A 13,971-nucleotide genomic window follows, 5' to 3' on the forward strand; every position below is an offset into this window, starting at 1 on the left:
TGACCACGATCATACGCGACGATTCGAGTCGACGGAATCGGGGAATGAAGTTCGCCATGACTCAAAAATCAGGGCTCAGGACAGAGCGGCTTCGAGCGGGCGGTTGGGGGCCGAGTCTGCGACGACCTGGAGGTAACGCTCGCGGAGCCTCGACATGATGCTGCCCCAACTCTGGCTCTCCGCATAGGCACGGGCTTTCGCGGCCTTCCCCCGCCTCAGGTCGGGGTCGTCGATCACGGAAAGGACGGCCTGGGCGAAGTCGGAGGCCGGCCGATCGGGTTCGACGAGCACGCCGGCGTCGCTGGTCGCCACGGTCTCGCCGACGCCCCCTGCCCTCAAGGCGACGACGGGGAGGCCCGACGACATGGCCTCCAGGACGACGTTGCCGAAGGTCTCGGTCAGGCTCGTGAACGCGAAGATGTCGGCCGCGGAGTAATGGTCGGCCAGGTCCTCGCCGCTCCGATATCCCACGAATCGGGCTTTCTCACCCATCCGAGCCTCGAGCCCAGGGCGCTCCGGGCCATCCCCCACGAACAGGAATCGCACGTTGGGACGAGTCTCGGCGACCGACATCAGGGCGTCGGCCAGGTAGACGATGTTCTTCTCGGCCGCGATCCGGCTGACGTATCCGATCACCACATCGTCGGGCCTGAATCCGAGCTCGCTCCGCAAGACCAAGCGGCGAGGCCGCTCCGGCCGGAAGACCTGGCTGTCGACGCCGCGCGGCCAGAGGTGGAGCCGCTCGAACCCGCGCGACTCGAGCTCGGCGATCGTGGTCCGCGAGGGGACGTAGGTCTCGCGCGTCCGGTTGTGGAACCATCGCAGGTAGCGCCAGATCAGGCCCTTCGTCCAGCCCACGCGATAGTGGTCCGTGTATTGATCGAAGTTCGTATGAAAGCTTGAAACCGTGGGGATCTTTCTTCTCGAGGCGTGCCACAGGAGCCGCAGCCCGAGCGTCGCCTCGGTGGCGATGTGGATGAGGTCGGGGCGGAACTGGTCGACGGCCCGCGTCACCTTCTTGAAAGGCGGCACGGGCAGGTGAAGTTCCTTGTAGAAAGGCAGGGTCCAGGAACGCACGAGGTGGTCGTGCGGGCCTTGCGCGGGGTCGCCGTAATCGGGATGTACCAACTGGACCTGGTCGCCGCCTTCCTGCAAGTGTCGAACGAGCTGCCCGAGAGTCCGCGACACCCCGTTGACCTGGGGGAAGTACGTCTCGGTGACGAGAGTCACTCTCATGGCGGTTCCGACCGGGGTTAGGGTGAAGTATGACGACATTGGCTGCGACGCCGAACCAGGACAGGCTCTACGATTCCTTCGGCGTAGCGTCACGGGACATCGGGGGCCAACTCGCTCGCCTCCTCGACGTGGCGACATCAGAAGATTGCGCCCGTCGATTTGGCCAACGCCGGTGAGGGCGCTCAAGGCCTCCCCTCTCGCTGTTCAACAACCAATTCTAGACGCCACCGAGGGATCCGGCGACCTTTGACCCGCCCGGGTTTGGAGAAGGTTCGATGAACGCCCGTCGCGACGGTGAAAGTCTACCCTTGTCCCCCTATGCGTTTCGTGGGAAACTCGGCGAGGATATATCAGGGGAGTGGACAAGGGGCCATACAGCTCCTCGTCCTCGTCGATGGGGGACGGTCTTTTGAAATCGAATCCGGTGAAACGGGCGTTGCGGGAAGGTAAACCCCAGGTCGGGACCTGGCTGTCGCTCGGCAGCGTGGTGGCGGCGAGGTTCATGGCGAGGGTCGGCTTCCCCTGGCTCACCGTCGACATCGAGCATACCCACACCGATATTCAAACCGCCGCGTTGATGTTCGGCGCAATCGCCGACGCCGGGTGCGTCCCGCTCGCCCGCATCCAGGCTTCAAGGCACGAATACATCAAGTCAGTCCTCGACTGCGGCTCGATGGGCATCATCGTGCCGATGGTCATGGATGCGGCCGAGGCCCGGTCTGTCGTCGCGGCCGCCAAGTATCCCCCGCGTGGGAATCGCTCGGTCGGGGGCGGCCTGCACGCCATGAACTTCGGGGCCACCGCGGTCGACTATTACGGCAAGGCCGACGACGAGATCCTCGTCGTGATCCAGACCGAGCACATCTCGGCGGTCGAGATCGCCGACGAGATCTACTCGGTCCCCGGCATCGACGCCATCTTCGTCGGCCCGAACGACCTTGCCGCCTCGATGCGAGCCGCCGACGGCACGCCTCCGAGCAAGACATACATGGAGGAAACCCTCCAGCGGATCCTCGCGGCCGCCAAGCGGAACAACGTCCCTTGCGGCCTGCACGTCACGTCCTTCGCCGAGGCCGATCGCCGGGTCAAGGAAGGCTGGCAGTTCATCGCCGTCGGCAGCGAGCTGAAGCTGATGCTCGACGGGGCTTCGACCCTCGTCAGCCAACTCTATCCCGGGAGTGCTACGGGCGAACTCGCCAAGTACTGAGCCGCGAATCACGAAGCGTCGAGCATGCGAAGGCCATCGAATTCCCCGCGATCATGCGGCGGGTTCGATGGCCTCGCTCTTTCCGGCTTCAGGCTTCGACGAGCGAGCGGACTCGATCGAGGCCGACGCGGCAAACCTCGAGCGGATCCTTGGCCCAAAGGATCTCGTTGAACAACTCGAGCGAGAGCGGCCCGCGGTAGCCGATCGTACGCAGGTTTGCGATGACCCGAGGAAGGTCGGCGATTCCCTCGCCGACCATGACGCGATCTCCGTCGCACTGGGTCAGGGGATCGGGGCTTGACGGCAGGTCGTTGATGTGGAAGCAGGAGAGCTTGTCGCCCTGGAGTTTGAGGAGGTCGTCGACCGTGCCTCCGCCCCGGATCATGTGGAAGACGTCGGCCACGACGGTCGCCCTGGCGTCGTTGATCCCCTTTGCGATGCTCCAAGCACTGTCGACGTTGTTGATGCCGTCGACGAAGCCGAGGAATTCCATGGTCGGGATTACCCCCGCCTGGTCGCCCAGCTTCATCAGATCGGCGAACCGCTCGGTGGCGAGGCCGAGGTCGACGATTTCCTGAGGGGGGCTCGCCACGATATAAGGGCTGCCGATCTCGGCCGCCTGATCCATCCTGCGCCGGCAGTCTTCGAGGACGCGAGCGTACTCGTCTCCTTCGCTCGTGATCCAGCCCGAGAGGGCGATGACGCTCACGACCTTGAGCCCGGCGTCGGCGAGGGCCTTCTTCAGGTCGGGCATCGACCCGCCGGCCTTGAGATAGTCGTCGATCTCGTCGTTCCAGGGCTCGATGGCCTTGTAGCCGAGCTGCCCGGCGATCTTGATCTTCTCGAGGAGGGGCGTGGGGCGGATCGTGCTGGTATTGAGGCAGTAGAGAAACTCGCTCACGTTCGTTCCTCCGCGATTTCAGCGGTTGTCGGTGGGAGAGGGTTGGTGGTAGCGGAGGCGGACTTCATCGGGGAGGTAGACCATGCCCGCGTCGTCGGCGACGTGGAGCCCCGAGTCGAGGAACAGGATCACGCCGTTGAGCTTGTGCCCGGCGGGGGTCGCCAGGAAGGCCACGGCGTCCCCCACGTCCCTCGACGTGGTCAGGTTCTGGACCCCCTCGGGAAAGTCGGGGCGGCCGTGCTGGGCCTGGATGATCCGCTCGCCGGGGGTGTCGACCCAGCCGGGAGCGACCATATTGCAGGTCACGTTCGAGCCCAGGCATTCGGCCGCGACCTGGCGAGTGAGACCGAGCAGGCCCGCCTTGCTCGTCACGTAGGCGAAGAGGCCGGGCATCGGCCGCGTCGCGCGGGTCGAGCCGATGTTCACGATGGCCCCTCGGCTCTCCTTCAAGAGGGGGAGGAATGACTTGATCCCCAGCCAGGGGCCTTTCAGGTTGATGGCCAGGGTGAGATCCCAGAGGGCCTCGTCGGTTGATTCGATCGTCCCCCTCGGGCTGATCCCGGCGTTATTCACGAGGAGATCGAGCCGTCCCCACTGTCGAGATACCTCGCTCACGGCCCCTTGCCAGGCCTCGGCGCTCCTGACGTCGAGCGTCAGGCCGAGGGTCTCGTGCCCCTGGTCGCGGAGGCGTGCGGCCGACTCGACGGCGGTCTCGCCGTTGACATCCGAGAGGGCGACCTTGAAGCCCGCGTGGCAGAGAGCCTCGGCGATCCCGAGCCCGATCCCCTGCCCCGAGCCCGTCACAATCGCCACGCCGCCCCCGGAGTTTACCTCCGTCACCTTCGCCATTTTGGGGAGTATCCTCGCTGGAGTGTTCGCGAAAGTCGTCCAGCTTCGCGTCGTAATGATCCGATTCCGAGGCCGACCCTTGGAGTTCTTTTCGCGGTGGGATTATCATGATGCCGCCGGCACCGAGCGTCAATCAGCTCGCATCACCCATCGTTTCTGGATTCTCAAAGGACGGGTTGTGTTGAAGCCCATTCTGCTCGTGGGCACCTTGGACACCAAGGGGCAAGAGCTGGGATTCGTCCGTGACCTGATCCGGGGGCATGGGCACGAGACGCTGGTGATGGACGTCGGCTCCGTCGGCCCGCCAACGATCGAGCCCGACATCGATCGGGCCGAGGTCTTTCGTGCCTCGGGGACGTCCTGGGCGGATGTGCAGGCCTTCGGCGACCGCGGCAAGGCCGTGGCACTCGCCGCGCAGGGTGCCGCCCGGCTATCGGGCGAGCTCGGCGCCTCGAACCGGATCTCGGGGATCTTCGGCCTCGGCGGCTCGGCCGGCACCGAGATCGCCACCGCCGCGATGCGGAGTCTGCCGTTCGGGCTCCCCAAGGTCATGGTCAGCACCCTGGCGAGTGGCCAGACCCGTCCTTATGTCCGGGGCAGCGACATCGCCATGTTCTACCCGGTCGCCGACCTCTGCGGCCTCAATCGCCTGACGAGGACGGCCCTGGCCAACGCGGCGCTCGCACTTGTCGGCATGATCGGGCTCGATCGACCCTCGCTGGCTGAGGCCTCGGATCGTCCCGTCGTGGCCGCCACGATGTTCGGTGTGACGACCCCTTGCGTCGACCAGGCTAGGAAGACGCTCGAAGGTGCCGACCTCGAAGTCCTGGTCTTTCACGCGACCGGGATCGGCGGCCAGTCGATGGAGAGCCTGATCCGCGACGGGATGATCGAGGGGGTCCTGGACCTGACGACGACGGAACTGGCCGACGAACTCGTCGGCGGGATCCTGAGCGCGGGGCCCGATCGGCTCGAGGCCGCCGGGCGCAAGGGGATCCCGCAGGTCGTCAGCGTCGGCGCCCTCGACATGGTGAACTTTGGGCCGCCCGAGACCATCCCCGAACAGTTCAAGGGGCGTCTGTTTCACGCCCATAACCCGTCCGTGACGCTCATGCGGACGACGCTCGAAGAAAACCGGGCTCTCGGGAAGCGGCTTGCCGTGAGCCTTTGCAAGGCTCAGGGGCCGGTCGTGCTGATGATCCCGAGAGGGGGCGTCTCCGCCCTCGACGCGCCCGGGAGGTCGTTCCACGACCCCGAAGCGGACGAGGGCCTGTTCTCGTCCCTGATCGAAGGGGTCACCCGGGCCGCGAATGTCCGGGTCGTCTCGCGTGACGAACATATCAATGATCCTGATTTCGCCGATGCATCGGCCAGGGCCTTGCTCGAACTCTTGAATAAAGCCACGAGGGGATAGATCGAGATGCGTCCCACTTGCTCCCTGACGCGCAATCAAATTCTCGAAAACTTCCGACGCAAGATTGTCGCGGGGCAGGCCATCATCGGTGGCGGGGCAGGCACGGGCCTGAGCGCGAAATGCGCCGAGGCGGGCGGGATCGACCTCATCATCATTTACAACTCCGGGCGATACAGGATGGCCGGGCGCGGCAGCCTGGCCGGCCTGATGCCCTACGGCGATGCCAACGCCATCGTCATGGACATGGCTCGGGAGGTCCTCCCCGTGGTCGAAAAGACCCCCGTCCTGGCCGGGGTCTGCGCCACCGATCCGTTCCGGGTCATGTCGCGGTTCCTGGTCCAGGTCCGCGACGCCGGTTTCGCCGGGGTGCAGAACTTCCCGACCGTCGGGCTCATCGATGGCCTCTTTCGGCAAGGGTTGGAGGAGACCGGGATGGGCTATGCTCTCGAGGTGGACATGATCGCGCAGGCACGCGCAATGGATCTCCTCACATGCCCGTATGTGCACAATGAAGAGGAGGCCAGGGCGATGACGGAGGCGGGTGCCGACGTGATCGTCCCCCACGTCGGCCTGACGACCAACGGGATGATCGGCGCGAAATCGGCGCTGACGCTCGCCGAGGCGGGCCGCCGGGTCCAGGCGATGGCCGATGCCGCCAAGCGGGTCCGCGATGACGTGATCGTACTCTGCCACGGAGGTCCGATCGCCGAGCCGGACGACGTGGCGGAGATCTTCCGGACCACGAAGGGGATCGCCGGGTTCTTCGGCGCCAGCAGCATCGAGCGCCTGCCCACCGAGCCGGCGATCACGCAGCAGGTCCGCGGCTTCACGTCATTGAAGCCGTCGACCGCCTGAGCCCGAGGTCGGGCCCAGGACGGCGTGCAGGGCTATTGCAGGTCGAGTGGAGGCTCAGGACATGCGCTGGGGGACCCGTTCTCGGTCCCCTTCGAACTCTTCCCACCACTCGATATCGAGGTGGTCGTCGTCCATGTCGACGTCGTGGGGATCGAGGTAGGAATCGTCCTCCTGGATGTGCACGGTCACGATCGCCCTGCCCTCCCGGAATCGCTCCGGCAGCTGGACGTAGATATATCGATCGGCAGGGATGACAACCTCGGTACGATAGTGCTGCACGCGGTCCTCTCGCGTCTGAGTGATGGTTTGGTTTGCGGGGGCCTGGGTCAACGTCGACTCAGGACGGGGATCATCCCGAAGCTTCGGCTTCCGGACCCTGCTGCCCTCGCGAACGGACGAGGGTCTGGGTCAAACCTTCTTGCACGACCTGTCCGTGTTGGTTGAGCAGTTGCCGCTGCCAGGTCACAACCCCGCGACGACCTCGCGAGCGCGGCTCCAACTCGACCACTTTCGTGAGAACTCGGACCGTGTCCCCGAAGAGGATCGGTCGCAGGAACTTCCATTCTATAATACCGAGGAACGCTAGGGTATCGGTACGGGGGTAATGGCTCGTCAAACCCGATACGATCGCCAAACCGAGCAGGCCGTGGGCCACCGGCTTGCCGAATGGACTCGAATTTGCTGCTTCATGGTCCATATGCAAGGGGTTGAAGTCCCCCGACAATCCGGCGAAATTGACGACATCCGTCTCAGTGATCGTGCGGGTCGAACTCTCCCACTCATCGCCAACGGTCAGATCGTCGAAACCGAGTGTGGCAATTGCATGACGTGCCACGAGAACTTCTCCTTGAAGACGCGGAGAGCGCTGATGACTTTTTGCTGCTGCGTCGGAACAATGTGAAGGAGTTAGGTATGAATTCTGCAAGCGAATCGGCCCAACGTCAAGATTTCTCCGGAGCGGGCGAGACGGGCCCGGCAATAACCTGCCGACGAAGCGGGTCACAGTCCGAGGGTTCGCGAAGATTCGGGTGACGAATCCCTTCGATTCCGAGTCGCTGTACGTCTTTTCGGGATGGCTCAGGGAATTGTAGTTATGAATCGACCGTATCGAGTCTTGATCGCCGACGACGAGAAGCCGGTGGCCGCCGGCCTGCAAGGGCAACTGGAGTCGCTCGGCTACGACGTCGTGGCTGTCGTCAACGATGGACACCACGCCATCGAGGTCTGCCGCCGAGCCCTGCCCGACGCCGTCCTGATGGACATCGAGATGCCGGGGCTCGACGGGCTCTCCGCCGCGCGCCAGATCGTGCGAGACCCGGGCACCCCCGTCATCATCCTCACCGCCCACGGCCACCCCAACCTGATCGACCAGGCCGTCGAGGACGGGGTCCTCTATTACCTGCTCAAGCCGGTCACCAGCCCCAGCCTCCACGCCGCCCTCCAGGTCGCCGTGGCCCGGGCCCGAGAGATCCGCGTCCTGCGTGAAAACGTGAACACGCTGGAACTCACATTGCGCGAGCGTAAGTTGATCGAACGCGCCAAGGGGATCCTGATGACCCGCAGGAACCTCTCGGAGAGCGAGGCCTTCCGTCTCCTCCAGCGCCAGAGCCAGGACCGCCGGATGCCGATGGCGAAGCTCGCCGAGTCGATCGTGCAGGCCGACGAGCTGCTCGAGACCCCGCACCACAACGCCCCCGAGCCTTCTCGGAGAGGGTCGGCCTTCCCGCACGACGAATGAGAGAATTTTTGTCGGAACGGTTTTCGCGGGTTAGATAGTATTTGACGCCAGGTTCGGCGAGCGTTAGCCTAGCGAGTGTTGGCCTGGCCTGGGTTAGATACCGTCCGGGCGAACATCCCTTGAGCTATGAAGGCCGGTTGGGATCATGGAAGTGGCCGCTGATGGGCGGTCGGACTGGCTGCGGAATCGCGTTGCCCATTTCCTCGCCTCGATGGATTTGCCGAGGCGCTCCCCTCCCCCCTTTCTCGCTCGAAATCGCTGAGCACCGGAGGTCTCCGACGCAACGCCGATCACCTGGGAGGCTGGCATGGCGACGTACGACGCAGGGATGGACCCGCGACGGCACGGGCGTATCAGTGAGCCGGATCTAGCCGAACGTCTCGAGGGCTACATCGAACGCAGGGCCAGTGGACGCATTCGCGACCTCCACGTGGTCTGCTCCGACAACCTGATCATCCTCCAAGGGCGTTCGCGGACCTACCACGCCAAGCAACTCGCCCAGCAAGCCGTGCTCGACTTGATGGATGGCCACCCGATCCTGACCAATCAGATCGTCGTCAGCTAGGCTGCATAAGACGAAAAACGCCAAGGCGATTTGAAGCGAGCGTTCGCCCTGCGCTCATTTTTCAGATCGAAGGCTACTCGGCCCGCCCGCAAGCTCGCCGGCCGCCGTGTTGAGAGGGAAACATGGACTCCCGTAACGAGAACTCTTCCATCCCTTACGGGACAACTTCTCGCCCTTTGATCGCTCATAGCGAGTTGCGAAGCATCCTCTCGAATCTGAGCCATGAGCTCAGCCGCCCCTTGACCTCGCTCCGGGCTGGCTTCGACCTGCTCCTGGGAGACCCCGCGCGGCCGATTTCCGTTGAGCAACGCGGACATGTCAATGCGATGATCGGTTTGTGCGACGACCTGCTCCGGCTCACCCGGAACTATCTCGACTATGCCGGGCTCGTCCAGGGCACCCGCCCGATTTGTTACGGGTCGTTCACCCTCGGGGCGATGATCCGGGAGATCGATCGCCAGTTCGGGCCCGAGGCGGCCTCACGTCGCATTGCCTGGGAGTGCTCGCTACATGGGACGGACGTGTCGGTGACGACCGACGTCTCCCGCTGCCAGCAGATCTTCGGCAACCTCGTCGCGAACGCCTTGAAGTACACGCCCGAGTCCGGGCAAGTGAAGGTGAATGCCCGGCAGCTGGGCGACCAGTGGCATTTCACCGTGTCCGACAACGGCCCGGGAATCCCCTCGGAGTCTCTCGCGAAGGTCTTCGAGCCGTTCTATCGCCTCTCGCGCGACGAACGCTCGGGCCTGGAGGGGAGCGGGCTTGGCCTGGCCATCTGCCGCGAGATGGTCGACCAACTCGGCGGCGAGATCGCCATCAGTTCGACCGTCGGCCAGGGGACCCGCGTGACGGTGATGTTCCCGATCGACGGATCGACCCGCCAGGCCTGAGATCGCCCTCGGCGAGGCTTCGAGAGTCTTGAGATCGGCCGTCTCCTGGCGCCTTCGTCAGCCTTGGTACGGCTCGACGCAGAGGCGGACGACCGTCCCCTCCCCGGCGTGGCTTCGCACCGAGAGTGTGCCTCGGTGCCGCCTCCAGATGCCGTTGGCGATGCTCAGGCCGACCCCGAGATGGCCCGGCTTCGTGCTGAAGAATGGCTCGACCGCACGCGCCATGATCTCCGAACTCATCCCATGCCCGGAGTCTTGAAGCTCGAGCACGACCCAGCCTCGGGTATCCGTCGAGGTCGAGAGCTTCAACGAGCCCCGAGCCTTCGGAAGGGCCTCGTACGAATTCTGGATCAGGTGGCCGAGCATGGACCTCAATTGGTCGGCATGCCCCCGTATCAGCGGGATCGATCCCAGTTCGGTCGACCACTCGATCCTCGGCGAGACCTTGCGGCGCTCATCCGCCACATACTCCTCGATGAGTCGATCGAGCGAGACCCCGAGGCCCGCCTCGGTGCGATCGACATCAATCGAGGTAACCGGCCTGGTGTAGTCGATCAGGCGACGGGCTACGGTGGCCGCATCGAGGGCGGTGTTGATGATCGTGTCGGCCAGGGCAGCAGGGTCGACCAGGCTCGAGCCGTTCGGCTTGAGCCGGAGCAATTCGGCGTTGCTGACGATGGCACTGAAGGCGTTGATGACGTGGTGCCCGACGCCTGCGGAGAGGTGCCCGAGGTTATTGAGCCACTCGGTCGTTTCGTCAACCGTTTTCTCGGCCATAGGATTACCCAACGATCCTTAGAGTGGACTCGGGAGAGCGTGGATCGACTCGGAAATAGATCGTAGGCATTAACGGAGAATCCTCGCCTCGATCCAGTCGGCGAAGTCGCGGACCTCTCCCCGCTCGCCGAACTCGGTCACGAGGATGAGCAGCTTGCCGCCGGCGATCTCGACGTCGATCGGCCGGGGCGTGTCACGGACCGACATCGCGGGCGTTGCGAACACCTCTCGGCCGTCCACGAGTACGCGGAAGACAACGCTGCCGAGCGGCCCCGCCGCGTCGTCGAGCCCGACAATGGCCTGGAACCGTCGATCGCCGGGGCTCATCCGATAGGCGAGGATCGTGCGGCTCTGAGTCCCGAGGCCGCGGTCATACACCTGACCGCCGAGCTTCAGCGGCTGCCCATCGACCGACTCATCCCGGCGATAGGGGCGAGTCGGGCCGACGTACCCCACATAACGTACGGCCGTCTCCGCCCTTTCGGACAGGTACGAGATTGCCGTTGAGCGAGCGTGAATCCGGATGACCTCGTTCAAAGGAACTCGGATCTTCGCGCCGAAGCGTGTCGTGGCGGTGATTTGTCCCTGCTCGATCCTCACCCCCTTGACGCCGAGGCGGGAGCCGTCGGCCAGGGAGAGGTCGAACGCCCCGTCCTCGTTGGCCTCGGGATAGACGACCAGGGATGGGTCGAACCCGAGCGCCAGGATACCCGCCCGTTCGAGGGAGATCGGGCCCGCGCTCGCCTGGAACTTGATCTTCTTCTCTTCGAGTCCGAGGAACCCCCCGGTCATCTTATCGCCGTTCCTCAAGAGGAGGATCTCGGAATTCCTCGGCTCGAAGCGCACCCTGTCGATCAGCGACGAGACGAGCGAGTTGTCGTCCGGGAGGTTCAGGACCAGCCCGAGGATGCTATCGAGCGGGATCGAGAGGTGCTCGAGGGCATACGACTGAACCTCGATCGACGTCTCCCCCGCGGCGCCGATGACCGTCCGGTAGAGGCGGTCGCCGTTGGGGAAGAGCACTAGGGAGCCCGTCGGGCTGGTGTTCGGGAAAAACCCTTCGCGGGTCAGTTTGACGATCTCCCCGAAGCGGATCGTCTCCTCGGCTCCCTTCAAGGGGACGATCGAGATCTCTCCCTTGGAACCGATCTGCTTGAGCCGCCCCAACACGATGTTGCCGTCGACCCGGAGCGCCGAGAAGACGGGGTCGGACGGCAAGGGGGAACCCGAGGTCGCGGCCGGATCCGGATCCGCCGCTAGGCTCTGGGCCTGGAAGATCGGGAAGGACCAGAGGCCGAGGATGAGAGCGCCGATCGAGGGGAGGCAACGGGGGGGAAACTCGGGTGCGACGGACATGACGTTTCGCCTCGGGATCAACGCTGGAAGATCGGCAGGTAGTTATTCGGCATCTGAAGGATGATCAGGGCCATGGCCGTCCCATACTCGTTGCAGATGCTATCCGTCCAGGACCCGGAGGCGGAGGATTGGCGTCGGACCAGTTCGTCTCGGATGGCCGGGAACCAGGTGTTCCAGTCATCGCCCCCGCGGATCCACATGGCCTGCGCGGCGTAGTAGTGCCCGTAGAAGTAATGGCTGTAACGACTGCCAAGTTTGATCTCCGGCATGTACTGCTTCAAGTAGGCGATGCCCGCCTCGACCTCTTTAGCGTCGTAGACCGCCGCGCTATAGAGGGCGACGACCCCAGCCGCCGACCTCGGGAAGGCGCTCGCCCCCCCCTGGAGCATGTATCGGAAGCCGCCGTCGGGGTTCTGCGATTGCTTCACATAACGTATGCAGTTCTCGACCGTGTCCTTGGGGACGAACAGCCCCGAGTTCCTGGCGGCCCGGAGCGCATTGATCTGGCAGATCGTCACCGAGATATCGGCGTCGCGGCGCACGGGCTGGTACCGCCAGCCCCCCTCATTGTTCTGCGTGTCGATGATGAGTCGGACGGCCTTCTGAAGCTTCTCGCGAATCTCAGGCCGGCGCGTCATCCCGTACGCCTCGGCGAGGAACAAGGTGCCGAACCCGTGAGAATACATCGGCCCGTGAGTCGACACGCTCGGCACGGAGATGAATCCCGAGGGGGACGTATTCTCCATCACGTACATCAGGGCCTTATCGATGTGGGGCCCGTAAGGACCTCGCCCCGGTGACGAGCCCGAGGCCATGAAGGCCAGCCCCGCGAGGCTCGTGACGGCGATATTCCCCCGGTAGGTCCCGTTGCCGAACGACCCGTCGGAGTTCTGGGTCTTCGACAGCCAGGCGAGCCCGTTGTTGATCGCACGCTCGGTCTCGGGCGTGATCATCTCGGCGGTCCCTTCGGGGACGTCGCCGTGACGAGGATCACCGAAGCCGACCCCTCCCCCCTGCGCAGGCTTGGAGGCGGCCCCCTGGGCGAAGCCGCTCGGGCTCGACGAGATGACGAGGGCGAAGCCCAGTAAGAGGCGGGTCACGCCCGCGAGGTGATCGTTGACGACTTGCCGCACGGCGTCACTCCTCGCGATTCGTTCGCTTCTTGGAGAGGGACAAGTAATAGCGGCGGATGAGGTCGGACTTGCGCTCCAGTGCCTCTTCCTTGAAGACGTTGTCGAGCTCCTGCCTCAGCTCGGGCGGGAGGTGGCCCCACTCGTCCTTGCCGCCGGCCAGGGAGCGGCGGTTCGTCGGCTTTTCCGGCTTCTGGTTGGGGGCGTTGCCCGCCATCGTCCCGGGGTTGTCCGAATTCTCCTTGGAGCCGGGCTTCTGCTGGCCCTGCTTGGACATCGACAACTGCTTCTTCTTCGAGGACGAGCTCGAAGATTGTTGCCGAGATTGCTCGATCAACTGCTCGAGATTCTTGACGATGTCCGACTGTTTCTTCCGGGTCTCCTCGCCGGTGTCGGTCTTCCCGAGACGCTGCTCGACCTCGCGCATCCGTTTGATCACCTCGCCCATCGGGCCGCTGGCCTCGCCGCTGCCCCCACCTCCTCCGCCACCGCCGCCGTTATTCTTCTTGGGTTTCTTGCGGCCGGTGAGCTCCTCGAGGTGCTCGTCGAGTTGCTTGGACTGGCCCGAGAGGTCGTCCTTCTTCTCCTTTTCCTGATTCTTGTCCTCGCCCTGGCCGGGCTCGTTCGGGGCCGGCTCACCGCCGGGGCCTCCGCCTTGCTTGGGCTTGTCATCTGGCGAGGGTTGGTCGGTCGTCTCGCCCAACTTCTCGAGGAGGCTATCGATGTCCTTATCCTTCGAGGAGACGTCGCCGTCCGACTTGCTCTCCTCGGATTTCTTGCCGTCCGTCTTCGCGTCTTCGGCCTTCTTATCGCTCTTCTTCGGCTCGGCGTCGGGCTTCTTGGCCTCGGCGTCGGCCTTCTTCTCCTCCGGCTTGTCGGGCGGGGGAGTCGGCTGATCCTTGGAACCATCGAGGTTGTCGAGGAGTTTCTCGATGGCCTCATCCTTGGGTTTATCGCCCGGGTCCTGGGCGTCCGCGAAGCCGGTGCCCAGGAGGAAGGCCGAGGCGATGGCAAGGGTCGGACCGATCCGTCGAATGATCGTCGATCTCATGA

The 13,971-nt window shown here is 64.4% G+C and carries 15 protein-coding genes and 1 pseudogene; 7 read left to right on the forward strand and 9 right to left on the reverse strand.

Annotated elements, in window-relative coordinates:
• Positions 1-75: 75 nt before the first annotated feature.
• On the reverse strand, positions 76-1,236 hold the full coding sequence (locus tag ACOYYX_RS28455) for a glycosyltransferase family 4 protein (protein ID WP_422926026.1): 1,161 nt from the start codon (positions 1,234-1,236) through the stop codon (positions 76-78).
• Positions 1,237-1,645: 409 nt separating this feature from the next.
• Between ACOYYX_RS28455 and ACOYYX_RS28460 the strand changes: the two genes are divergently transcribed.
• Positions 1,646-2,443, forward strand: a complete 798-nt coding sequence (locus tag ACOYYX_RS28460) for an HpcH/HpaI aldolase family protein (protein ID WP_422926028.1) — start codon at positions 1,646-1,648, stop codon at positions 2,441-2,443.
• 88 nt (positions 2,444-2,531) lie between these two features.
• On the opposite strand, the gene ACOYYX_RS28465 is transcribed toward ACOYYX_RS28460, so the two are convergent.
• Positions 2,532-3,344, reverse strand: a complete 813-nt coding sequence (locus tag ACOYYX_RS28465) for a sugar phosphate isomerase/epimerase family protein (RefSeq protein ID WP_422926030.1) — start codon at positions 3,342-3,344, stop codon at positions 2,532-2,534.
• An 18-nt stretch (positions 3,345-3,362) separates the two neighbouring features.
• Positions 3,363-4,193, reverse strand: coding sequence for an SDR family NAD(P)-dependent oxidoreductase (locus ACOYYX_RS28470; RefSeq protein WP_422926032.1), 831 nt, complete (start codon positions 4,191-4,193; stop codon positions 3,363-3,365).
• Positions 4,194-4,371: 178 nt separating this feature from the next.
• Between ACOYYX_RS28470 and ACOYYX_RS28475 the strand changes: the two genes are divergently transcribed.
• Both ACOYYX_RS28475 and ACOYYX_RS28480 read left to right on the forward strand, forming a co-directional pair.
• Positions 4,372-5,607, forward strand: coding sequence for a Tm-1-like ATP-binding domain-containing protein (locus ACOYYX_RS28475; protein ID WP_422926034.1), 1,236 nt, complete (start codon positions 4,372-4,374; stop codon positions 5,605-5,607).
• 6 nt (positions 5,608-5,613) lie between these two features.
• Positions 5,614-6,462: a phosphoenolpyruvate hydrolase family protein gene (locus ACOYYX_RS28480; RefSeq protein ID WP_422926036.1), complete on the forward strand. Its 849-nt coding sequence runs from the start codon at positions 5,614-5,616 to the stop codon at positions 6,460-6,462.
• Between the two features lie 54 nt (positions 6,463-6,516).
• On the opposite strand, the gene ACOYYX_RS28485 is transcribed toward ACOYYX_RS28480, so the two are convergent.
• Together ACOYYX_RS28485 and ACOYYX_RS28490 are read right to left on the reverse strand one after the other, a co-directional pair.
• A complete protein-coding gene (locus ACOYYX_RS28485; RefSeq protein WP_422926038.1) occupies positions 6,517-6,741 on the reverse strand; it encodes a hypothetical protein in 225 nt (74 codons plus the stop codon).
• Positions 6,742-6,811: 70 nt separating this feature from the next.
• Positions 6,812-7,297 (reverse strand): MaoC/PaaZ C-terminal domain-containing protein, encoded by a 486-nt coding sequence (locus tag ACOYYX_RS28490; RefSeq protein WP_422926040.1) that lies wholly within the window; start codon positions 7,295-7,297, stop codon positions 6,812-6,814.
• A 258-nt stretch (positions 7,298-7,555) separates the two neighbouring features.
• On the opposite strand from ACOYYX_RS28490, the gene ACOYYX_RS28495 reads away from it, so the two are divergent.
• From ACOYYX_RS28495 to ACOYYX_RS28510, 4 genes and pseudogenes are all read left to right on the forward strand, one after another.
• Positions 7,556-8,200, forward strand: coding sequence for an ANTAR domain-containing response regulator (locus ACOYYX_RS28495; protein ID WP_422926042.1), 645 nt, complete (start codon positions 7,556-7,558; stop codon positions 8,198-8,200).
• A 307-nt stretch (positions 8,201-8,507) separates the two neighbouring features.
• Positions 8,508-8,765, forward strand: coding sequence for a hypothetical protein (locus tag ACOYYX_RS28500; protein ID WP_422926044.1), 258 nt, complete (start codon positions 8,508-8,510; stop codon positions 8,763-8,765).
• A gap of 122 nt (positions 8,766-8,887) precedes the next feature.
• Positions 8,888-9,088: pseudogene (locus tag ACOYYX_RS28505) on the forward strand (sensor histidine kinase); the annotation flags it as partial.
• 3 nt (positions 9,089-9,091) lie between these two features.
• Positions 9,092-9,655 carry a sensor histidine kinase gene (locus ACOYYX_RS28510; protein ID WP_422931669.1) on the forward strand — a complete coding sequence of 188 codons (564 nt, stop codon included), beginning with the start codon at positions 9,092-9,094 and terminating at the stop codon, positions 9,653-9,655.
• Between the two features lie 57 nt (positions 9,656-9,712).
• Here ACOYYX_RS28510 and ACOYYX_RS28515 read toward each other — a convergent pair whose 3' ends face one another.
• The 4 genes from ACOYYX_RS28515 to ACOYYX_RS28530 all read right to left on the reverse strand — a co-directional run bounded on the left by ACOYYX_RS28515 (position 9,713) and on the right by ACOYYX_RS28530 (position 13,969).
• Positions 9,713-10,432, reverse strand: a complete 720-nt coding sequence (locus ACOYYX_RS28515; protein ID WP_422926046.1) for a sensor histidine kinase — start codon at positions 10,430-10,432, stop codon at positions 9,713-9,715.
• 69 nt (positions 10,433-10,501) lie between these two features.
• Positions 10,502-11,788: an NPCBM/NEW2 domain-containing protein gene (locus tag ACOYYX_RS28520; RefSeq protein WP_422926048.1), complete on the reverse strand. Its 1,287-nt coding sequence runs from the start codon at positions 11,786-11,788 to the stop codon at positions 10,502-10,504.
• Positions 11,789-11,805: 17 nt separating this feature from the next.
• Positions 11,806-12,921 carry a prenyltransferase/squalene oxidase repeat-containing protein gene (locus ACOYYX_RS28525; protein ID WP_422926050.1) on the reverse strand — a complete coding sequence of 372 codons (1,116 nt, stop codon included), beginning with the start codon at positions 12,919-12,921 and terminating at the stop codon, positions 11,806-11,808.
• A 4-nt stretch (positions 12,922-12,925) separates the two neighbouring features.
• A complete protein-coding gene (locus tag ACOYYX_RS28530) occupies positions 12,926-13,969 on the reverse strand; it encodes a hypothetical protein (RefSeq protein ID WP_422926052.1) in 1,044 nt (347 codons plus the stop codon).
• Positions 13,970-13,971: the final 2 nt, after the last annotated feature.

It is taken from the genome of Singulisphaera chitinilytica (genome assembly GCF_049331405.1).
Classification (GTDB): Bacteria; Planctomycetota; Planctomycetia; order Isosphaerales; family Isosphaeraceae; genus PoT.